Raw genomic sequence first — 21,296 nt, 5'->3', positions numbered from 1 at the left:
ATTCTAGTGGGTCTACATCAGAGGAAAATCAGACAGCTAAAAACATCAGACGACAGAAAGTGTCTGCTCCAACCAGCGTCTTAGCGCTGGACGATGCAGTGTTAAACCGTTATCCCGGTCAAGCCGATCATATTGAGCTGCATACTTCTCTTCCAGCGCTGGATAGGAACCGCAAAGCTTCAGGAACGAGCGGATTTGGCAGACCGCCTTGATTTTTAGCAATTCCTGTTTAGCCATATCAAGGGTATCCAATCCCTCATCCATGAGCCGCTCGGCGTTATCCACATCTCCGGTACGCAACAGCATAAGTCCGCGCATCATGCGATAACGGCCCAGTTCACGCAAATACGGAGCCTCCGACAGCATGCCTTCCAGACGATCAGACAGTTCCGCAGCCTTTTCCATATGATTGGCAACCAGATGCATATACATCTCCATCAGCGCAACAGGCATCACAAAATTATCGAGATTATCTCGCTCCATGACCATCATGGTCAGTGGCAGACCTTCCTGTGCGCGTTCAGGTTGTCCACTCTCTACATAAGCCTCCAGGATGTTGAGAATACGTAATTCCCGTTCCTGTTCACTGGATAGCAATCCACTGGAAAGCACACGCTCACATAAGACAAGCCCCTCATCCATCACCCCTGCTGAGCACATATATAGCAGCAGCATCCAATACAATCGATCTGCGGAAGCAAAGTCCTCCCGCTCCAAGAACCAAGGCACATCCGCCTGTACAAAACGGGTATACATTTGATAAAAGACAGATAATTCAAAACCCATCTGCTCCTGCTGGGCAGCCAGCGCTACGATAGAATTCCCTTGCCCCAACAGTTGGTATTTCCGGAATAATCCATGTACAGCGTCCTGCACCTCCTGATCGTGCAAGGACGGATGATTCTGTGGCTGCACGTCAGTCAAGGTCAAGCTGTAGCCATACCCTCTAACCGTATGAATACGGAGCACATCCCATGACTTCAGTTTTTTGCGCAATCTGTAGATATGATCATCCACCGTACGCTCCACCGGATACTCCAGCGGCCACACCCGATCCAGCAGTTGTTCCCGGGTGAACACCTGATTCCGGTTATCGTACAGAAAGTGCAACAGCGCAAACTCTTTAGCCAACAACATAACACGACCTGCATTACAGATCACACTGTAACCGTCTGCATCAAATTGCAGTCTGATCATCCACCTCGCCTCCGACATATCGTTTCTTGGCTGCACCCAGCCCTATAAACATAAGCAGAACACTCAGGCACAAGAGCAGTAGCAGCGGAATTGTCCAGCCTTGTGTCGCATCATGCAAATAACCGAACAGCGTCGGTCCTGTCGCTGCCAACAAATACCCAAAGGATTGAGCCATACCTGACAACTCTGCTGCCTGCTGCGGTGTCCGCGTCCGCAAATTAAAAAACATCATCACTAACGGGAAAGCAAAACCACCCGCTATACCGATACAAATGACCCAAATCACACTCCACTGTGTTGCCCCAAGCAGAAATCCACCCAGACCGATAAAATACAGGGCAGCCATAATCAGAACCAATACCCGCTGATCCTTCACCCGTGCCGCCCAAATAGGCACAATAAAAGTAAATGGCATTTGTGAAAACTGCAGCACGGACAGCATCCATCCCGCAGTCTCTGAATCCATCCCCTGTCCGCTCATCATTTCAGGAAACCAGGCGGCAGGAACATAGAACAAGGCAGATTGCAACCCCATAAACAGAGTCACCTTCCAAGCCAAAGACGATTTATACACATTTACAGTTCGGGCAGACACCACCGCTTTATTAGCCGTTTTCCCTGCCTTAAGGAGTTGTGGCACCCAGAGTAAAATCCCTACGACACCTACAATCCCCCATATTCCCAAAGCACCGCGCCATCCCATACCTCCGTTCAGAGCCAGCGGTATACTCAAGCCAGATGCGGTTGCAGCGACCACGTTCATAGATACTGAATATACACCGGTCATCAGTCCGCTGTTGCGAGGAAACTCCTCTTTGATCAAACTGGGCAGCAACACATTACAGACGGCAATAGCCAGTCCCAGCATGGCGGTCCCGACAAATAATGCGGTCACCCCCAGCGTTGAGCGCACCACAATACCTGCGGTCAACAGCAGCAAGGCTGCAAAAATAATAAGAGGCGACCCGAAGCGGCGCGACAGTTTGGCTACAAAAGGCGACAACAGGGCAAAAGCCAGCAACGGCAATGTCGTTAATAGGCCACTCAGTGTATTCGAAATATGCAAAGAATCCTTAATCAAACCGATAAGAGGTCCTACCGAGGTAATCGAGGCGCGCAGATTGGCACCTACAAGAATGATCCCTACGGCAAGCACCCAAGGACCGGCATGCCACAAAGATTTGTATACCAAGGCTCGTTGGTGTTGCTGTGAACTCATCTCTCCATTCTCCAATCCATCTGTGTTATGCTCAAAGGCTCCAACCAAGTGTACGGCTGGAGCCTAGCAATTTTTATCTCATTAAATTATAAAGGCATTCGTGCCATATGCATAGGACGGATCGACACAACGCCCCAAGTCTTCAAGTTCAGCATATAGCTTCATTGAAAAAATAAAAGCTGCCTGAAAGGATAGTTTCCTTTTGAGGCAGCTTTCAGTTCATAAACTTCGATGCGACCAGCGCTGCTTAACGTACCAACCAGCCGCCGTCCACCGCCAAGATATGACCGTTCATATAGTCGGAACCCTGACTGGCGAGGAAAACCACAACTCCCATCAAATCAGACGGATCGCCCCAACGACCCGCAGGAATACGCGATAAGATTTCTTGATTGCGACTTTCATCCGCACGGATTGGAGCCGTGTTTGCCGTAGCAATATAACCCGGCGCAATCGCATTAATCTGAACGTTATGAACCGCCAGCTCGTTCGCAAATGCCTTGGTCAAACCAGCTACCGCATGCTTGCTCGCTGTATACGGTGGAACGAACTTGCCACCCTGAAAAGCAAGCATAGAAGCGACATTGATAATCTTCCCGCTTTTTTGCTCTACCATCACCTTTGCCACTTCCTGGCTCAGGTGATATACGGCATTCAGGTTAATCTCCATGACAGCGTCCCAATCCTCATCTTTATACTCCAGCAGAGGGGCGCGACGAATCGTACCCGCATTGTTTACAAGGATATCAATTTTACCGAATTCATTGACGCATTCTTCTACAATTTTTTTAATGGATTCTTTCTCTGTCAGATCAGCCTGATAAAAGGCAACCTTCACACCCGTTGGCTCCAGCAAACGTCTTGTTTCTTCATATTCATCATTGTTAGCTACAATAAACAGATTTGCACCTGCTTTGGCCAAAGCTACGGAATATCCTTGACCCAAACCAGTGTTGCCTCCTGTTACAATCGCCGTTTTACCTTTTAGACTGAAAAAATCCAGTGAAAAATTGTCCAGACCCATGCCTACGCCTCCATCACAAATTAGTATAAAAACCTATAATTCCCGAAGCCTACAGCGCTGCACGTACTTCCTTATATTTAGCTACATAACGTGCTGCATTTTCTGTGATCAAGTCGTAGCGACCATCCTTGGCCGGAGCCGTCAAATTGCCCCCAATTCCCACGGCCACACATCCGTTACGCAGCCAGGTTTCCATATTGTCCAGATCAACGCCACCAGTTGGCATAATCTGTACATGAGGCATTGGACCTCTGACGGCCTTCACAAAGTCCGCCCCCATCGCACTGCCTGGGAACAACTTCACGACATCGCTACCCAATTTCATGGCTTCCTTGATCTCATTCAGCGTCATACAGCCGGGCATATAAGGAATCGCATACAAATTGCATAGCTTCGCTGTCTCTTCTTCAAAAGAAGGACTCACGACAAACTCTGCTCCGGCTAGAATAGCAATTCTTGCCGTCAGTGACTCCAGTACCGTTCCTGCACCAATCACTGCCCGATCCTTAAATTCGTCTCTCAATCTTCGAATGACCTGATCCGCATCCGGCGTCGTAAACGTAAGCTCAATATTATCCAAGCCGCCTTCAATGCAGGCTTTAGACATTAGATATGCTTCCTCCGCTGTGTTTCCCCGAATGACTGCGACGACACCTACTGAAGTGATATGTTCCAAAACTTTCTTTTTCGTCATGTTCCTGATCCTTTCCACGAATGGGATGACCATGTACCTCAGCCGCTTGCAGGTCTACGCTCCAATACACTGATCGGATTAACGCAACTCGCTCATGGCAACCTGATCCATGTCTTTGTATGTTTTATTTTCACCAGCCATGCCCCAAATGAAGGTATAGCTGCCCGTAGCCGCACCGCAGTGGATAGACCAAGGTGGAGAAATAACGGCTTCATCATTTTTCATCACCAGATGGCGCGTTTCGTTCGGTTCACCCATCAGGTGGAACATTCTCGCGTTCTCATCCAGTTCAAAGTAGAAATATACTTCCATACGACGGTCATGAACATGTGTCGGCATGGAGTTCCACACACTGCCGTTTTCCAACGTCGTCATCCCCATAACCAATTGGCAACTTTGAATGCCTTCATCATGGATAAAGCGACGCAACGTGCGGTTGTTGGCTGATTCCTGCGAACCCAGACTTTCAGAAGGTACATCGGCAAAAGACTGCTTCGTCGTCGGATACGTGGTATGAGCCAAAGCTGAAACGATATAAAATTTCGCAGGCTTTACACTGGAATCGCTTTCAAAGATCAACTCCTTGCCACCTTTACCTACGTAGAGACAGTCTTTTGTGGCCAGCTCGTAAGTTTCACCGTCCACCTTAACGGTACCGCTGCCCCCGACATTAAAAATGCCCAGTTCGCGGCGCTCCAGGAAAGTTTCCGCTTTAATTTGATCGTTACCTTCCAGTGCAACAGATTTATTCACGGGATAAATGCCCCCGATAATGACACGATCTTCATGCGTATAGACCAACTTTACCTCCTCAGGTACAAACAGTTCCTGGATCAGATAGTGCTGACGCAACTCTTCAGTCGTAAAATGCTTGGCATGTTCGGGATGAGTTGAATAACGCATTTCCATAAAAACATTCCTCCTGTTTAGATAAACTTTTTTATCAACGGAATTGTTATAAAAGCGGTTTCTAACTCTACTTCTTAGCTAGAATTGTAATAATTATCTAAGAGGGTGTCAACCCAAAACTTCACTATTCCTAGAAAAACCCTTAATACACACGAAGTTTTACACGCTTTTTACCTTTTGATAAACAAAATCGCATTTTTTTATCTATATTCCCCAAAAAGTTTTTAGCAAATATATCAACTTCATCATTGTGAAAAACCGATTTATGTGATAATTTCAATTTATTCAATTGGTGCATGCGCTTACAGATTGAGTTTACTAAACATAAGGAGGAATTCAAATGACCGCAACATTGGATGCTGTTACCTTCGGAGAACCGATGGCCATGTTTTATGCCAATGAAGCAGGCTCTCTGGATGAGGTGCGTTCATTCACCAAAGCGTTGGCCGGGGCAGAGACAAATGTTTCAGCCGGTTTGGCGCGTTTGGGTCTACGGGCGGGACTCGTGACCAAACTCGGCGAGGATACGTTCGGCAAGTTCATTGCCGATGCACTACGTCAGGAAGGGATCGACACACAGAACGTCATGTTTACCAAAGACCACTCTACCGGAATGCTGATTAAATCCAAAGTTACAAGTGGGGACCCCGAGGTGGAATACTTCCGCAAACATTCTGCCGCTTCCACATTAAGCATCGCTGATTTTAACGAGGCTTACTTTTCCGGAGCTCGCCATCTGCATTTTACAGGTATTTCTGTCGCCCTCTCCCCTGAGTGCCGTGATTTCGCACGACATGCGCGGCAATTTATGAAAAAGGCTGGCAAAACCGTATCCTTTGATCCCAACCTCAGACCCAAATTATGGCCTGACACGCAAACGATGGTGGAGGCGATTAATGAGGCATCTGAGGGGTGCGACTGGCTTCTACCTGGGATTCATGAAGGTAAAATATTGACAGGTTACACCTCACCGGAGGATATCGCTTCCTTCTATCTTGACCGAGGTACCTCGCTGGTCATCATCAAGCTGGGAACCGAAGGCGCATATTACAAATCCGCAGATACTGAGGGATACGTCAAACGCTTCCGCGTAGAGCATGTCGTTGATACCGTCGGTGCGGGTGACGGTTTTGCCGCAGGTGTTATCAGCGCATTGCTGGAAGGCTTGCCCTTGGCAGAAGCGGTTAAACGCGGTAATGCACTTGGTGCGCTGGCTGTCATGTCAGCCGGAGACATGGACGGCTATCCGACGCGAGCCGAACTGGAATCCTTTTTACTCAGCGCCAGCACGAATTAGTCCGGGTTCATTCCCCGCATAACCTTCACCGCTATTAGCGCAAGCTCAACAAGGCCGAAAGAAGTCGGCCTTAACCTTCAATAGCCCGTATTCGCATTTGTGTGACCTGAGCAGCATACGCATACTCAGGTCGTACAAAGGAATACGGGCTATTTTTAATATATGACATGATGCTCGTCTACAGCGTTTTGACGGATTCTCCCCGATTGATATCCGGCACAAATCGGTAAATAATCGGAACCGATTCGCCGCCTTCCTCAATGCTGGACAGCAGCGTCTTTGCCGCTTGCTTCCCCATATCCGCAATCGGTTGTGTAATGGTCGTAATCGGCGGATTGTAAATATGGGCAAACTCCGCATCGTCAATCCCGATAATAGACAACTCTACCGGAATGCGTATACGGCGCGCATTCACATATTTCAGCACCTCTGCTAGCACAATATCATTCCCGGCCAACAGCGCAGTCGGCGGCTCTGGCAGCTGGAACAACTCCTTCAGCGTCTGCTGGATTTCTTCTCTTGGCACACTGCGCATATACTCTTCTCGAAATGGCAAGCCATGCTCCTCCAGCGCCTTTTTGTATCCGCTGAGCCGCTCCACTCGTGGAGTAATCCGATTCAAGCCAAGGGGCAAAGTAATCAGCGCAATTCGCTCATGTTTGTGAGCCACAAGTTCCTGAATCGCCAGCTTAATCGCCATTTCGTTATCCAGCAGCAGGCTGCGCGTATTTACCCCGTCTACCAAACGGTCCAAAAACACTAATGGATACTTTTCACGAATGAGCTGGTTGTAAATATCTGCATGCTTGCCTGTCGGGAAGATGATCAGGCCGTCCACCTGCCGAGCCTTGAGCATCTCAATATACTGGCCCTCCTTGTCCGGATTTTCATCAGCGTTGCAAATGATCACCTGAATGCCAAAACGCTGCAATTCCTCCTCAATCGCACGGATAGACTGGATCGAAAGAGTATAATCAATGTTGGCTACAATGACCCCCACCATAAACGTCCGGTTTTGCTTCAAGCTGCGGGCCAGCCCGTTAGGCTGATAGTTCAGCTCTTGAATAACCTCGGCAATCCGGTCTCTGGTCTGGTCGCTCATATATTTATATCGTTTGTTCAGAAATTGCGAGACAGTGCTTTTAGACACTCCTGCCTTCTGGGCAACATCTTCAATCGTCGGCTTCTTCATCGGTACACTCCTTGTCTTTCATGTACTGCGTTAGTGCAACAAAAGTATATCTTTTTTTTAGTAAATTTACCATACTTCTATTTATGAATGCCATTATGATAAAGTCAAACTTCAAAATTGCCTATCGTGCCGCCATGCAGAAGTATGGTTCACCAGCAGCAAAAAGAGGCAGCTCAAGATGTTCTCTTGAACTGCCTCCCCGTCCACAACTCTATCGAAAAGCTAGGTTCCAGCTGGCCCTAAATACTACTCGGATCAGTGTGCCGGAACGGGCGTTGCAGACTGATCTGGTGTATCGTGCTCGACCAGCGCATGCTTTTCCCATAATCGGCTTTTCCAGCGGGCATACATGATGACAGCACGAGTCCATTCATCAGCAGCAATCGCCAGCCACACACCGGCGAGCCCCATGTCCAGCTTGAACACAAGCAGATAACCAAGCGGCAAGCTCATGCAGACCATGGAGATCAGACCCATAAAGACCGGGAACTTCGCATCTCCAGCAGCACGCAACGAGTTAATAATGACGATATTCGTTGTCCGGCCAGTTTCTAGCAGAATGCTAAGTAAAATGACCTGTGCTCCCAAACGAATAATTTCAGGGTTTTCCGTGAACAAACCAAGCAAGGGAACACGGAAAAAGATGACCACCGCATCAATAATCACGGTCACGAGCAGCGCCCATTTCACACTGGTCAGTACACGTTTATAGGCAGTATCCTTCTGTCTCGCTCCCACGAGCCTTCCTACCACAATAGCTGTACCCATACCGACTGCCATACTGAACAAGTAAATATAGCTTGAAATATTATTCGCATATTGACGTGTCGCCATCGCTTCTGCGCCCAGATAAGTCACGTACAGTGTGAAGATGAGCTGACACGACTGATACATAATGGACTCCAGCGCGGATGGTACACCAATGCGCAATATTTTAGAGATGAACTTTTTGGACAATTGGACGTAATACTTCCACTCGACACGAACCTCAGTGACCCGGTACATCAGCCAGAAGAAGATTAAGAGACAAATAAAGCGGCTACCTACTGTAGAAATAGCAGCACCCTCTACTCCAAGTGCAGGCATTCCCCAATGCCCAAAAATCAAAACATAGTTGCCGACCACGTGGATCACGTTCATAAATACCGATACATACATCGTTTCTTTGGTAAAACCGTGCGTACGAATGGTCGCCGCCAGCGCATTAATCAATGCTTGAAGAAAAATGGCACCCCCGACGATGCTCATATACGACTCCGCGTAAGCCAGAATCTCACCCTGGACATTCAGCCATTGCAACATGTGCGTACCAAATACAAGAAAAATTACGCTAAGTAAAAGACCTACCATCAAATTCAACGTAATGGCCGTACCTGTAACCTGGGCCGCTTCGACTAGTTTCTTAGAACCGATATATTGAGCTACGACGATAGCAGCGCCGTTGCCGATAACCTCCAGTACAAGGATGGCAATTGAAATAATTTGATTGGACGCGCCCACACCCGACACTGCATTATCAGATACAGAACTGATCATGAACGTGTCGACGCTCCCCATTAGCATAAACAGAAACAATTCAAGGAAAATAGGCCATGTTAAACGGAACAAATTCAGTTCCTTAGCTTCGGACAATACCGAACCTTTTTTTAGTGCTCTGGTTGTCATTCATTCACCTTTCTTCATAGATTTATTTAACGATCAAAAGGTATGTTAGCACAGTCATTCTGAAAATACATCCCGTTTACGTAAAATGATTTGCAAAATGCGTAAGAATTCATTTATCACCCTCTTTATAATTGATTATCGAACTTTATTGAAACAGAGTATTGCAAGAATATACCAGGAATCTGGTCTTTTCGACGTAATTATGAGCTAAAGAGTATAATAGAATACGAGCCTGTGAGCATTGCCGCTGACAGGTTGTGCAGATTGTTGTATGCTTCCTAAGCTTAATTTGTGAATTAAAGATGGAATATATAGGACATTCATAGGGTTAAAAGGTAATAAAGGAGGCTTTTACAGATGACTCAATCATTTCAAGCTCTTGTCGTCGATCAGACGCAGGACGGTGAAGTTCAAGCAGAGGTACGTTCTCTGGAAGCTGGCAGTTTACCTGCTGGAGAAGTATTGATTCGTGTCGCTTATTCCAGCATCAATTATAAAGATGGGCTTGCTGCCCGCAAGGACGGCAATATTGTCAAATCCTATCCGTTCGTACCAGGCATAGATTGCTCGGGAACCGTCGTCTCTTCGGAGGACAGCCGCTTTAGCGAAGGACAAGCGGTGCTCGTTACCGGATACGGGCTGGGTGTGTCTCAATTCGGAGGATTCAGCCAATATGCACGCGTGCCTGCGGACTGGGTGGTTCCACTTCCAGACGGACTCACGCCGAGAGAGGCGATGATTTTCGGGACAGCCGGGTTCACCGCAGCCCTGTCGTTATATCGACTGGAACAAAACGGCGTTACACCGGAGCAGGGGAAGGTACTCGTCACCGGAGCGACGGGCGGCGTAGGCGGGGCAGCCATTGCCTTGCTGAACAAGAGGGGCTATCATGTCGTAGCCAGCAGTGGCAAGGCCGATGCGCATGATTACCTCAAAGCGCTCGGAGCAGCCGAGGTTATTTCCCGCGAGGAGGTCTACGACGGTGCGGAGAGCATCCGCCCGCTAAGCAAGCAGCTTTGGCAAGCGGCTGTTGATCCTGTAGGCGGAGAGCCGCTCGCTTCGCTGCTCAGCCAGATTGCCTACAACGGCTCTGTTGCCGTGAGCGGCCTGACGGCAGGCACCAAGCTGCCTACGACAGTGCTGCCGTTTATTTTGCGCGGCGTAAGTCTGCTGGGCATAGACTCCGTCTTCTGCCCATACGACACTCGCGTAGCGCTCTGGAAGCGAATCGGCAGCGAATGGAAGCCGGAACAGCTGGAGCAGCTCGTTGAGCGCGAAGTCGGATTGGCTGACCTGCCAAGCGCGCTCGAAGACATCCTTGCAGCCCGCTCGCAAGGAAGAACGCTTGTACGGCTGGTTGACTAAGCGGAGTAAGTCCGCAAGCTATCCATTGACGTGTTTTTGCGTGAAGAAGTGTCATCCCATAGGGTCTAGCTTAGGAACATGTAAGAAGCCTGTAAATCTGCAGTTTTGAGATTTACAGGCTTCTTTTTTTCGTGTGGTACATTTGAAGAAAAACAAAATATATCGAATCGGACGGTTTACTTTTCGCAACCAAATGAACCTTATGAGGACCTCAGTTGTTATATAGATAAACTGCACAAGAAAGGAGAGCACATCATTGGAGAGCAATCGAGAGTTGTTTGATTTGTATCAACGAGATGTATACCGAACCTGCTACTACATGGTACATAACGCATCGGATGCAGAGGATTTAACGCAGGAAGTGTTTATCACCCTGTTTCGCAGCAATCGTGAACAGATCGAACAACTAAAAGCCTGGATTATGAAAATTACGGTCAATCATTGTCTGAATTACCTTAAACGCCGGAAAAGCCTGCATTTGAAAGTATCGGCTAATCCCTATTTATTTAGCGGGGCGGAAGGTAAGTCTGTAGACAGGCTGGTGGAAGAACGCGAATCAGCAGAGGAATGGGCCGTTTATATGAATCGCCTTCCAGCCAAAATCCGCGCTGTGCTGACACTCCGCTATATGCATGATTTCACACTGGCGGAAATATCAAAACTGTTGGAAATTCTATTGGGAACCGTCAAATCGAGGACTCACAAAGGACTAAAGTTATTGGAGCAAATACTGCGGGATGCAGGGGTACAAATTCCCGAGATGGAAGGAGAGAACTATGAACAACGTAGAAAAGGCATTGAAGCGCAAGTTAAATGATGATTCGGAAATGGCCTATCCTGACTTTGATGAAATGTGGAACCGGATGGAACAGACAGGGCATACTGCCCCTACGCTAACCGACACTTCCGATTCATTCACTCCGCACCGACACAGAAATTGGCGCAAAATAGCTATCGCCGCCTCTCTGAGTGCACTTCTCGTTGCCGTTCCCGTCTATGCCGCCATCCATTATAACTGGGGCGATCTGCTGCACGGAAGAAGCGGCATTCAGACAGCACTAAATCAAGGCCTCGGACAGCAGCTGGAGCAATCCGTAACCAGAGACGGAGTGAAGCTGACGCTGCATACCGCTATTGTCGATGAGAACCGCACTGTGATTCTGTACAGCCTGGAAGTTGGAAAACGAGCAGACAACGAGTTTTGGAATGTCAAAGGCGTATCGCTAAAAAGTGCTGCGGGGGAAAGCAGTGCAGGGGAATACAACTTTCAGCAATGGGACCCGAAAAATCAACGGTACAACGGGTACTTCGAAAGTGACTGGACACCGCAGCAAGAAACAGAAAACGTGCGGCTGACTGTAGATCATATGGAGCTCACCAGCGTTCAGGAACTGGAATTGCCGCTCGATATCACATCGCCTCGGATGCAGACGTTCAAGCTGGATCGTAACGGTTTACAAGATATGAAGGTACAGGTATTTCAACAAGGGAAGGATAAGCTGATGCTGTCCTCGGCAATCACCTTCGATTCGTCGATACCCAAGAGATGGGATAATCCGCAAATCGTTGCTTACAAAGGCGGCGAGCCTGTGATGTCGCGGCCTGGGGGGGCTTTTGGCAAACCCGGAGATAACGGGGAGTATACAGCACAGCAATATTTTTCTAAAGCAGATATACCGGAAGGACAGACTGCTTTCAAACTGCAATATGCGCAAACTGAGAAAAGTATACATGAACCCATAAACTTTGACTTGCAGCTAAGTAAAAAGAAAATGGAGAGCGGGACAATGAAAAGCGTGCTGAATATTCCATTCGAGAACGGCAATCCGAATTTTATGCTGGAACAAATGATTGTCACACCGACACAAATCCGTGTCACGATCAGAAGCGAGAAGAAATTCGCCATGTTACCTTATCAAAAATACTTTCTTTCTGTGAACGGCACATCGTTAGCGGGTAGTCGCTGGTCTTCTTCTGATCAGGAACACGACCTGAATACGATCCGTTTTGAACGACCATCCCATCTTGTGATTACCAAGGACACTCCTATTACTTTTACAGGCAAATACAAGGTTACGACCCATTCGGATGACAAAACGCCACAGCGTTTAACTGATATTTCTGAGCAAAAGCAGACACTAACGACGCAAATCGGTGGCTATCCTGTGAAGTGGACCTACTACAAACAGGGATCAGACTTATTCGTAGAAACCGAAAGCGAGGACGCTCACTTTGGAGGGATTAACCAGACGCATATTGGTCTGGGTAAAGAACGGATCATTGGCAAGCCGATCACAGCCAATTTTGCCGGAGACGGCAATAACAAGGCAGTGGATGTCTACAAGAACTTCAAAGGGAAGGAAGCTTCTATCTATATGTTCTACTATACAACGGACGACCCGGAAGCAGAGACAACCGTATCCTTGCAGCATCTGACAAGCAACAGCGAGGCATCTAAATAGCAATGCTATAAAAAGAGGGTCCTCTATACCTGTGTAAACCGTGGTATAGGGAGCCCCTTTTTATGTTCCTAGCAAGGCACAGTCTGCCTGAAACGATTGACTCCTACCCTACTTCACAGAACCTTGCGTAACGCCATTGATGATCCATTTTTGTGCAATCAGATAGACGATAATCATCGGCAGCAAAGCCATCAGATATGAGGCAAAGGCCAGATTAAAGTCGGTATTGAACTGCCCCTGAAATACATACTGGACGAGCGGTAGCGTATACTGCTCCGCATCGCTAATAATGATGAGCGGCAGCAGGAAGTCGTTATATGTGGACAGACAAGTGAGAATTCCCACCGTAGCACTAATCGGCGCCATCAGCGGGAATATAATGCGCCAAAAAGTCCCCCATGTCGTCGCACCATCTACCGTGGCTGCCTCTTCCAACGCCACCGGAATGGAGCGAATATAACCGACATACACGAAGACATTAAACGCCAAACCATACACCGTATGCAGCATAATGAGACCCAACAGATTAGTCATATGAAGGCCCGAGGCCAGTTTTACAATCGGCAGCATGATGATCGGGAACGGAATAAACATGGCGCTCACAAAGTAAAAATATAATCCCTTAAAAAAGCGTCGCTGCATATTACGGGCAATCGCATAAGCGACCATTGAATTGGTTAGCAAAGTGAGTATGACCGTCGATGTCGTGACCATCACACTGTTCTGAAAAGCGCTGAAGAAATTGGTCATTTCCACTGCACGACTAAAATTCTCCCAATGCAGCTCGGTCGGAAAGGCAAAGGCGGAATGCGCCATCTGCTCGGGATTTTTAAGTGCTATCGTCACCGTCATATAGAGGGGAAACAGAATAAATATTGTCCCCAACGCTACCAGAAGCAGCACAGGCCAGTTGGTACGTCTGCTCGTTTTCATCAGTTATCCATCTCCCTTCTCTGGAGGAATCGCAGCTGTAAGATGGAAATGATCGCGATCACGATAAAGTAAATAACAGAGTTAGCCGACTGATAAGCAAATTCTCCGCCTCTAAAGCCTCCGGTGTATATCAGGTGGGAAATCGACTGGGTGGCCCGACCCGGCCCGCCATTCGTTAAAGCCACGATCTGATCGAACACCATCAGGGAATTTTTCATCGCCAATACCATATTGATCGTAAAAAACGGTGCAATTAACGGAAAAGTAATGCTCCAAAATTCGCGCCATTTACCCGCACCGTCCAGGTTAGACGCCTCATACAGACTTGTCGGAATGGTTTGCAGCCCGGCCAGATAGAGAATCGTATTAAAGGCAATCCCCTGCCATACAGCTACGATGACCACCCCCACCCAAGCCAGTTGTTCGCTGCCCAAAATGTTCGTCGACAATGAGGTAATACCTAAATTTTGCCCCCAAATCGTAAACACGTTCGAGAACAAGTAATTGAATATGTAACCCACGATTAGCACGCTCAAAATATTAGGCAGAAAATAAATACCGCGGAAAAAGTTACGAAACCGTATTTTAGCGTTCAGCCCTAGCGCAATTAGCAAACTAAGGATATTAGTCGCAATGGTAACCACAATCGCAAATTTGAAAGTAAACCAGTAGGCGTTCCCCACATTGTCGTCCTGAAACAAATTAATATAGTTCTTAAACCCGACAAAGTGATACTGATGACCAAAGCCATTCCAGTTCGTAAGCGAATAATAAAATCCCTGCAAGGCAGGCAAGGTCAAAAATACAAAAAACAATAGCACCGCCGGCACCGTCATCCAGTAAAAAGTCGTTAGTCGCTTATTCATGTCTCCTCCTCCTCTCCTATCGGCGGTTAGCTACCTTATTCCACTCACTGTCCAGCTTGGCCAGATAAGCGTCGATGTCTCTGTTTTGCAGGAAGGCCTGCACAATAGAATTCAATTGGACCGCTTTGGGAATATAGTGATCGGCAAAATCAATGACGCGACCCGATTTAAAATACGGCAGCAGCTCCGCCACACTCGGATCATCCTGCGTGACTCCCTTCACCGCCGAAAATAGCGTTTGCTCTGTAATGTATTGCTTGCTATTTTCCGGCTTCAACAAAAAGGCAATGAACTCCTCGGCCTCCTTTTTATGCGGAGTGCTCTCCGATACGGCTAATAGCGTATCTATGCCAGACACCAGTTTGACCGCCTTTTCGTCATTCCCTGTCGGTAATGGGAAAAAACCAAGCTCCACTTTCGGATTGGCTTTGCGAATTTCAGATATGGCCCACGAGCCCTGAATGTACATCAATCCCTGCCCGTTAGCGAAGGCACGATTACCGTCGGCATAGTTTTTGCCAAAATTATCACCATGTCCGTATTTCAATAGCTCCAGCTGCTTTTCAGCAACCTCGCGATACTTGTCCTGAAAGGTAACCTGATTTTCACGCCGTTGCAGGAAAAAATCAATGCCCACCAGATTCGGGCCCAGCGCATTAAAGGGGAGGTTCGTTTGCCAATCATCTTTATATGTAAAATAGAACGGGATTTTGCCAGCAGCCTTGATCTTTTGCGCCGTTGCAATCAGCTCATCCCACGTTTTGGGCACCCGTAATCCCATTTCCTTGAAAAGCGTTTTGTTATACATCACACCATTCGCATTCGCAGCATAAGGAATTCCATACACGGGATCAACCCCGGTCACATCCTTAAGCATTTTGAGGTAAATCGGGTCAATCGTACGTGGCAATTCTGTATTCGCCAGATCTGTAAAAATACCGCTTTGTGCCAAAATAGAGTAGGTATCGGTGGCCCCAAGCCCTACAATGTCAGGTACATCGTTTTTGACAACCCGGGTCAATAACACGGTCTCTGCCTCTGGCGGGTTGACCTGTGTCACTTCAATACCGGGATGTTCCTGATTGAATTGAGAGATTAGCTTATCGAATGAACCCTTGGCCTCCGGCTTGTTTTGAAAAAACTCAATTTTCACCTTACCCGAAGCATCGCCCTTGTTGCATGCGCTTACAAAAACAGCTAACAAAAGGATCGCCGCCAGTGTAGACAGCTTTTTGCCCCAACTCCACATGCTCATACCTCCTTTTCCCCTATGTCAATCTATGCGGGACTAGACAATTAATACCCGTCCCTTATGGAAAAGAAACGATACAACGCATTTCAGCCATTACAACAATAAAATTGGCTCCGGGACTGAATATTAAAAAAAGATCCAGCTGACCATCAAACGGTCGCTTGGATCTTTCTTTTACTTTTATGATGTTCAGGTTACATAGTCTTATTTCTAAATAATCTTTTTTTGCCACCGTGTAAAACTAATCATGATACTTACCAGAATCAACCCTCCTGCACACATCCAAAAATTAAAGGAACCCTCTACTCTTAAAGCAAGCATTATTTGCTGAAATGGGTCCATTAAAATAATGAGTGGCCTAAACAAGTCGAAGAGAAATACGGATAGGATAAGAATCACTATATAAGCAAATAGCGGCCGTGACATAAATAAACATACAGCGCTACTCAACATGAGCTTTACCAAGCAAACCAGCGTTAATATCAAATAAAATGAAAGTATATAGAGTACGGCGTCTGAGGGGGAAGAGGCAATAGATGAACCATATTTAAAAAAAGTAGAGCTGTGCGGGAAAAACAACCATCCAGCGAAAACACCTATAAGCAAACTTGTCCCCATAAAAATGACCGTTGAGGCTGATAGGGCGAGCAACTTGGCAAGCCAAAACTGAAAACGTCGATACGGTCGTAGCATATATAGCCTATACGCTCCAGAATAGAGATCGCCGCTTAACTGATCCACGTACAGAATGGGCAGGATTGCTGTAATTAGAAATAAAGCAACTTCACTCATCATCAGCCACGGCAGGTTCAGATTATTTACGACCACAGTTCCTTCACCAAAACGTAAGACCTTTGTACCCGTTACTTTATGGCTCCATATAATTGCAACCACGAGGAATATATAGGCTATATATAATAAAAGAGTGGATTTGCGATTCCAAATCCGTTCCATTTCACTTCGCCAGATTGCTAGCATGAGGAAATCCCCCTAATACAGATAATCATCGGTCACAAAACGGCGGTATGCGCCCCAAGTAAAAAAGATAAGATATAGACTAACAACGGTAATAATCGCCCCATTCACAGACGAATTCCCCATTAAGGACCTATCTAATCCTGTATGCTGCATATACGGAACAATCATAAATGCGATCACATTGTGCAGGTATGGGATATGAGAAACAAAAGAGGCCAGTTTTAAATACAATGAATCAAACAACAGAGAGCCCAGATTGTATACCATACAAACACCGATGGCATACGTTACACTCTTGCTGTACATAGCGATAAAACAATAGAAGGAGCTTATTGCTAATAATGAGGCAAGTGCCCAACCATAGTATTCAAGCATCTGCAGTCCTTGAGATCCAGACAGCCCCGCATCACTTATATCATATGACAGAGTCCATACTTCGACGATCACCTGCGAGGATACTGCAAATACAATGAGAAGAAACAAGATAGACACATTCAAAACCAGCAGCTTACTCCAGAAAATCTGACCACGGGTAAATCGGCGCACAAATAACAAACGCAGTTGCCCGCTTCGAAATTCCTCTGTGTATACAGCAGCCGCTAAAGCAGCCACAGCTATATTGCATGCTAAAAACAAATTCTCACGCAGACCAGTAACGACAAAGTTTAAGGATAATACCTCTACAGGAACCTCCCTCGTGCGCAAGAAATATACTCCTGTTGAACTGGCTAGGATCGGCGTACATAACACCATGAGCCAGAACCACTTTCGTCTCCATAATCGCTCGAACTCACTGTATATTAATGATTTCATAGTCCCATCAATCCCATAAAAGCATCCTCTAGCCGTTGACCATCCTCCACGAGTTGATCAGCAGGCCCCTTCCAAACTAGCCTGCCCTCTTTGATAACAATGAGTTCGTCACACATCTGTTGCAGTTCATCCAACAGATGACTGGAGATAAAAAAAGCATAATTCGCTGAATCACGTAGTTGAAGCACAATATCTCTCAGCTCCCGCATTCCCATAGGATCAAGCCCATTGGACGGTTCATCCAGCAATAAAAGCTCTGGAGCACCCAGCATGGACTGCGCAATACCTAACCTTTGCTTCATTCCCAGCGAATAGGTTTTCACCTTGTCATCTCCCCGTGTTTCCAGCCTCACCTTTGTAAGCAAATCTTCAATATGTATCTCCCGATCTGAGGGCGCAATCTCAGAGTGTAACCGTGACAAATTGCGCAAAACCTGTCTGCCTGTCATATAATCAAAAAAGACTGGAGATTCAATAATAGCCCCCACCTTGGACAGCGCCTTTTCCCGATCCGTCTGTACATCATACGAAGCTATCTTTACAGAGCCGCTGGTTGGCTGCATTAATCCGGTCATGATTCGCATCATTGTGGTTTTGCCAGCTCCATTAGGTCCGATGAATCCATATATCTTCCCTTTCTGAAGCTTAAAGGAAACACGGTCTAACAAATGCCTTTTCCCCATTTTTTTCGTTACCTGACTGACCTCCAGTAAGGAGTCCGACATACTATTCCCTCCATCCATAACAAATCACAACATGTTCCAACGCGTGCATTTGATATGTAAGATCATGATGGATAACATAAACTTCTTTTAACAATGACTCATATTATTTGTTCATTTAAAAAGTATCACATATTGCGAAATGCAAACAACTCTCTTTATATGTAAAATATAATAACAATAATACATCAATACCATTTATCTTAATTAATGGTCATTAATTTTCGTGATGATATTTTTGTCTTTACACTGCAAAAAAAGGTAGCCCTTCAGTAAACGTTCTACCTCAGGACTACCCTCTATATAAAATAAACTATTTTCTATCCAGTAACTACTAGCCTGTCACCTACTCCAGCTCAACCCACTCGCCGAGCAACGTGTCCAGCTCGGCTTGCAGTCGCTCACGCGCGTCCCACAGCTCCGCCATATGCATCGTGTCGTCGCTCGCGCCGAGCAGCTCCAGCTCGGCATCCGCTGCCGCCAATTCTGCTTCTTTGGCGGCGATAGCCCGCTCCAACCGCTCGCTGCTGGATGCAGCGGGCGTGCGTGATGGCTTTGCGGCCTTCGCTCCGCGGGCTCCAGACCCGGTAGCGGGCGAGCCCAAGCGGCCTGAGCGTGCACGGCTCACATCAGCTTCCGTAGTCGCTCCCGTCTGCGCAGCCGCCCTCGTGCCATTGCTCGCTACACTGGAATGTGTAGCTGTGCCCGAGCCTGAGCCGCCACCCGAAGGGGCTCTGCTTGCAGATGTCGGGCGCTTCCCGGTATCCCCCTCGCTCTGTAGACGAGCGTTTTCCAGCTCCCGCTTCTTCGCTCGGTAATCATCAAAGCCGCCCAGATAAAAGGTCAGCTTTCCAGCCTCCAGCTCCCACACGCGCCCTGCCAGCTTATTCACAAAGTAGCGGTCATGGGAAATCGTCAGCACCGTTCCCGTGTAGGTGTCCAACGCTTCTTCCAGCGCCTCGCGTGAGTCAATGTCCAGATGGTTCGTCGGCTCATCCAGCACCAACAAATTTGGCTTTTTCATGACCAGCAACGCCAGCCGCAAGCGGGACCATTCGCCACCGGACAGCATGCTCACGGGTTTAAACACATCGGCACCGTAAAATAAATACTTCGCTAGCAACCCACGTGCCTCGCCTTCTTCCACCCCTGCTTCCTCCTTGAAGTAAGCAAGCACAGTCGCCCGGCTACTCCGTTCCGCCTCTTGCTGCGCCAAATATCCGTACTCCACGCGCGCACCCCACTGGACCGTGCCTGCATCCGCGCTTTCCTGACCAAGCAGCAGCTTGAGCAGCGTCGTTTTGCCTGAACCGTTATCACCCAGTAAGGCCACCTTTTCACCGAAATCCAAGCTGCCCGTTGCCCCGTTTAATATCTGACGCTCTCCATAGGCTTTAACGATTTCTTCAAACTGTAGCACCCGGCGACCGGAACGATCCTCCAGTTTTAAGTGAAATTCCGCCCCCTGCGGGTCCAGTATAGGCCGCTTCACCAGTTCCATGCGCTCCAACGCCTTACGAATGGAGGCTGCTTTTTTGAAAAACTTTTCGTTGTCGCCATTGCGCCCCCACTCTTCAAAACGCCGAATGGCCTCTTTCATCTTTTTGATCCGCTTTTGCTGTTCCTTATAATCTTCAAATTGTAGTAGCAATCGTTCTTCCTTTTCCTTAACATAGCCGCTGTAGTTCGTATAATACGTAAACGCCTCACCATCCTCAAGCTCAATCATTTTAACGGCGACCCGATCCAGAAAATAACGATCATGGGACACAACCACACATGCGCCTGTGTAGCCCTGCAAAAATTGCTCCAGCCATTCCAGCCCTTTCAAATCCAGATGGTTGGTCGGCTCATCCAGCAGCAGCAAATCCGGTCGTCCGATGAGCTGTGATGCCAGCGCTATTTTTGTTTTCTCTCCACCCGACAGCGAGCCGAAGCTGCGCGTATACATGCCTTTCGGAATACGCAGACCATCCGCTACCTGGTCAATGTTTGCATCCATTTCATAGCCCCCGTTGCGTTCAAACCGTTCCTGCAAGGCAGCATACGATTGCAGCAGCTTCTCCAGAAGACCCGCATCCGCTGCCACAATCTTATCTGACATTTCCCGTTCCAGTGTGCTCATCTGATTGCGGCAATCCTTCAGCTCACGATAGGCGTAAGCCAGCGTTTCGTACACGGTGAAACTCTCAAACTCCGCCGGAATTTGCGGTAAATAGCCGATTTTCGTATCCTTGGCGATGACGAGCTGCCCTTCATCCGGGCGGGACAAACGTGCGATTAGGCGTAATAGGGTGGTTTTACCGCTTCCGTTGCGGCCGATGAGCCCCACCTTTTCTCCCGTATGGATTTCAAACGATGCACCATCCAAAATCAGATTGGCAGCGTGGTATTTTTTCAATTGTTGAGCGTTTACTATATACATGTTCAGGCTCTCCTTTATTTAGGAAGACCCTTACCCGGGTAACACAAAAAGAGCCGCAGGAGCAACCCCGCGACTCTTCGGAAGATACAGCAATCCGTTCGAGTTAAGGTAGGCGTCTTCTCGCGATGTTTACAACCGTATGATTAAAACTAGACAGACTTCTCCCGTTGTATGGAAAAGCATGAACAATGCCAGCCATAGCAATCGGCAGCTGGCTAATACGGTTGTTCAGCATCTCGTGATTCACCTACCTCACCTCCTTCTTCATAATTGTGTGTAGTAT

General features: G+C 47.5%; 19 protein-coding genes. 4 read left to right on the top strand and 15 right to left on the bottom strand.

Going from position 1 to position 21,296, the window contains the following annotated elements; all coding sequences use genetic code 11:
• Nucleotides 1-45: 45 nt before the first annotated feature.
• From AC5ELV_RS10360 to kduI, 5 genes are all read right to left on the bottom strand, one after another.
• The gene (locus AC5ELV_RS10360) at nt 46-1,197 is read right to left on the bottom strand and encodes a winged helix-turn-helix domain-containing protein (RefSeq protein WP_493430111.1); all 1,152 of its coding nucleotides are present in this window, start codon (nt 1,195-1,197) and stop codon (nt 46-48) included.
• The gene (locus AC5ELV_RS10355; RefSeq protein WP_493430110.1) at nt 1,178-2,416 is read right to left on the bottom strand and encodes a CynX/NimT family MFS transporter; all 1,239 of its coding nucleotides are present in this window, start codon (nt 2,414-2,416) and stop codon (nt 1,178-1,180) included. The genes AC5ELV_RS10360 and AC5ELV_RS10355 overlap by 20 nt, the downstream gene beginning before the upstream one ends.
• A 247-nt stretch (nt 2,417-2,663) precedes the next feature.
• Complete coding sequence (gene kduD / locus AC5ELV_RS10350; RefSeq protein WP_061831955.1) at nt 2,664-3,440, bottom strand: 2-dehydro-3-deoxy-D-gluconate 5-dehydrogenase KduD; 777 nt, start codon at nt 3,438-3,440, stop codon at nt 2,664-2,666.
• 49 nt (nt 3,441-3,489) lie between these two features.
• Nucleotides 3,490-4,134: a bifunctional 2-keto-4-hydroxyglutarate aldolase/2-keto-3-deoxy-6-phosphogluconate aldolase gene (locus tag AC5ELV_RS10345; protein ID WP_342427433.1), complete on the bottom strand. Its 645-nt coding sequence runs from the start codon at nt 4,132-4,134 to the stop codon at nt 3,490-3,492.
• Between the two features lie 78 nt (nt 4,135-4,212).
• The gene (kduI, locus tag AC5ELV_RS10340; RefSeq protein WP_493430109.1) at nt 4,213-5,043 is read right to left on the bottom strand and encodes a 5-dehydro-4-deoxy-D-glucuronate isomerase; all 831 of its coding nucleotides are present in this window, start codon (nt 5,041-5,043) and stop codon (nt 4,213-4,215) included.
• A 340-nt stretch (nt 5,044-5,383) separates the two neighbouring features.
• Here kduI and AC5ELV_RS10335 point away from each other — a divergent pair, with 340 nt between their 5' ends.
• Nucleotides 5,384-6,340 (top strand): sugar kinase, encoded by a 957-nt coding sequence (locus tag AC5ELV_RS10335; RefSeq protein ID WP_493430108.1) that lies wholly within the window; start codon nt 5,384-5,386, stop codon nt 6,338-6,340.
• 178 nt (nt 6,341-6,518) lie between these two features.
• Here AC5ELV_RS10335 and AC5ELV_RS10330 read toward each other — a convergent pair whose 3' ends face one another.
• Entirely contained in the window at nt 6,519-7,532 is a 1,014-nt protein-coding gene (locus AC5ELV_RS10330; protein WP_076292743.1) for a LacI family DNA-binding transcriptional regulator, read from the bottom strand.
• Nucleotides 7,533-7,787: 255 nt separating this feature from the next.
• Nucleotides 7,788-9,197: an MATE family efflux transporter gene (locus AC5ELV_RS10325; RefSeq protein ID WP_023990870.1), complete on the bottom strand. Its 1,410-nt coding sequence runs from the start codon at nt 9,195-9,197 to the stop codon at nt 7,788-7,790.
• Nucleotides 9,198-9,554: 357 nt separating this feature from the next.
• Between AC5ELV_RS10325 and AC5ELV_RS10320 the strand changes: the two genes are divergently transcribed.
• The 3 genes from AC5ELV_RS10320 to AC5ELV_RS10310 all read left to right on the top strand — a co-directional run bounded on the left by AC5ELV_RS10320 (nt 9,555) and on the right by AC5ELV_RS10310 (nt 13,024).
• A complete protein-coding gene (locus tag AC5ELV_RS10320) occupies nt 9,555-10,562 on the top strand; it encodes an acrylyl-CoA reductase family protein (RefSeq protein ID WP_493430107.1) in 1,008 nt (335 codons plus the stop codon).
• Nucleotides 10,563-10,818: 256 nt separating this feature from the next.
• The gene (locus AC5ELV_RS10315; protein WP_493430106.1) at nt 10,819-11,379 is read left to right on the top strand and encodes an RNA polymerase sigma factor; all 561 of its coding nucleotides are present in this window, start codon (nt 10,819-10,821) and stop codon (nt 11,377-11,379) included.
• The gene (locus tag AC5ELV_RS10310; protein ID WP_493430105.1) at nt 11,339-13,024 is read left to right on the top strand and encodes a DUF4179 domain-containing protein; all 1,686 of its coding nucleotides are present in this window, start codon (nt 11,339-11,341) and stop codon (nt 13,022-13,024) included. Before AC5ELV_RS10315 ends, AC5ELV_RS10310 begins: the two co-directional genes overlap by 41 nt.
• 108 nt (nt 13,025-13,132) lie before the next feature.
• Here AC5ELV_RS10310 and AC5ELV_RS10305 read toward each other — a convergent pair whose 3' ends face one another.
• The 8 genes from AC5ELV_RS10305 to AC5ELV_RS10270 form a co-directional block, all read right to left on the bottom strand.
• Nucleotides 13,133-13,957, bottom strand: coding sequence for a carbohydrate ABC transporter permease (locus AC5ELV_RS10305; protein ID WP_023990874.1), 825 nt, complete (start codon nt 13,955-13,957; stop codon nt 13,133-13,135).
• On the bottom strand, nt 13,957-14,823 hold the full coding sequence (locus AC5ELV_RS10300; RefSeq protein ID WP_053326352.1) for a carbohydrate ABC transporter permease: 867 nt from the start codon (nt 14,821-14,823) through the stop codon (nt 13,957-13,959). The genes AC5ELV_RS10305 and AC5ELV_RS10300 overlap by 1 nt, the downstream gene beginning before the upstream one ends.
• A 16-nt stretch (nt 14,824-14,839) precedes the next feature.
• Complete coding sequence (locus AC5ELV_RS10295; protein ID WP_493430104.1) at nt 14,840-16,072, bottom strand: ABC transporter substrate-binding protein; 1,233 nt, start codon at nt 16,070-16,072, stop codon at nt 14,840-14,842.
• A 213-nt stretch (nt 16,073-16,285) separates the two neighbouring features.
• Nucleotides 16,286-17,053 (bottom strand): ABC transporter permease, encoded by a 768-nt coding sequence (locus AC5ELV_RS10290; RefSeq protein ID WP_493430103.1) that lies wholly within the window; start codon nt 17,051-17,053, stop codon nt 16,286-16,288.
• A 12-nt stretch (nt 17,054-17,065) separates the two neighbouring features.
• A complete protein-coding gene (locus AC5ELV_RS10285) occupies nt 17,066-17,866 on the bottom strand; it encodes an ABC transporter permease (RefSeq protein WP_493430102.1) in 801 nt (266 codons plus the stop codon).
• Complete coding sequence (locus AC5ELV_RS10280) at nt 17,863-18,591, bottom strand: ABC transporter ATP-binding protein (protein WP_493430101.1); 729 nt, start codon at nt 18,589-18,591, stop codon at nt 17,863-17,865. Before AC5ELV_RS10280 ends, AC5ELV_RS10285 begins: the two co-directional genes overlap by 4 nt.
• A 343-nt stretch (nt 18,592-18,934) precedes the next feature.
• Entirely contained in the window at nt 18,935-21,013 is a 2,079-nt protein-coding gene (gene abc-f / locus AC5ELV_RS10275; protein WP_493430100.1) for a ribosomal protection-like ABC-F family protein, read from the bottom strand.
• A gap of 103 nt (nt 21,014-21,116) precedes the next feature.
• The gene (locus AC5ELV_RS10270) at nt 21,117-21,260 is read right to left on the bottom strand and encodes an RAxF-45 family protein (protein WP_493430099.1); all 144 of its coding nucleotides are present in this window, start codon (nt 21,258-21,260) and stop codon (nt 21,117-21,119) included.
• Between the last annotated feature and the right edge of the window lie 36 nt (nt 21,261-21,296).

Source organism: Paenibacillus sp. NMA1017 (genome assembly GCF_058895805.1).
Note: the sequence above shows the minus strand (reverse complement) of the source record. Positions and strands in the feature narration are given on the sequence as shown.

Coding starts and splice junctions, on each gene's coding strand:
- kduI (WP_493430109.1), bottom strand. CDS start 5,043: ATGGAAATGCGTTATTCAACTCATCCCGAACATGCCAAGCATTTTACG.
- AC5ELV_RS10310 (WP_493430105.1), top strand. CDS start 11,339: ATGAACAACGTAGAAAAGGCATTGAAGCGCAAGTTAAATGATGATTCG.
- AC5ELV_RS10360 (WP_493430111.1), bottom strand. CDS start 1,197: ATGATCAGACTGCAATTTGATGCAGACGGTTACAGTGTGATCTGTAAT.
- AC5ELV_RS10300 (WP_053326352.1), bottom strand. CDS start 14,823: ATGAATAAGCGACTAACGACTTTTTACTGGATGACGGTGCCGGCGGTG.
- kduD (WP_061831955.1), bottom strand. CDS start 3,440: ATGGGTCTGGACAATTTTTCACTGGATTTTTTCAGTCTAAAAGGTAAA.
- AC5ELV_RS10320 (WP_493430107.1), top strand. CDS start 9,555: ATGACTCAATCATTTCAAGCTCTTGTCGTCGATCAGACGCAGGACGGT.
- AC5ELV_RS10335 (WP_493430108.1), top strand. CDS start 5,384: ATGACCGCAACATTGGATGCTGTTACCTTCGGAGAACCGATGGCCATG.
- AC5ELV_RS10295 (WP_493430104.1), bottom strand. CDS start 16,072: ATGTGGAGTTGGGGCAAAAAGCTGTCTACACTGGCGGCGATCCTTTTG.
- AC5ELV_RS10290 (WP_493430103.1), bottom strand. CDS start 17,053: ATGCTAGCAATCTGGCGAAGTGAAATGGAACGGATTTGGAATCGCAAA.
- AC5ELV_RS10325 (WP_023990870.1), bottom strand. CDS start 9,197: ATGACAACCAGAGCACTAAAAAAAGGTTCGGTATTGTCCGAAGCTAAG.
- AC5ELV_RS10355 (WP_493430110.1), bottom strand. CDS start 2,416: ATGAGTTCACAGCAACACCAACGAGCCTTGGTATACAAATCTTTGTGG.
- AC5ELV_RS10330 (WP_076292743.1), bottom strand. CDS start 7,532: ATGAAGAAGCCGACGATTGAAGATGTTGCCCAGAAGGCAGGAGTGTCT.
- AC5ELV_RS10345 (WP_342427433.1), bottom strand. CDS start 4,134: ATGACGAAAAAGAAAGTTTTGGAACATATCACTTCAGTAGGTGTCGTC.
- AC5ELV_RS10305 (WP_023990874.1), bottom strand. CDS start 13,957: ATGAAAACGAGCAGACGTACCAACTGGCCTGTGCTGCTTCTGGTAGCG.
- AC5ELV_RS10280 (WP_493430101.1), bottom strand. CDS start 18,591: ATGTCGGACTCCTTACTGGAGGTCAGTCAGGTAACGAAAAAAATGGGG.
- AC5ELV_RS10285 (WP_493430102.1), bottom strand. CDS start 17,866: ATGAAATCATTAATATACAGTGAGTTCGAGCGATTATGGAGACGAAAG.
- abc-f (WP_493430100.1), bottom strand. CDS start 21,013: ATGTATATAGTAAACGCTCAACAATTGAAAAAATACCACGCTGCCAAT.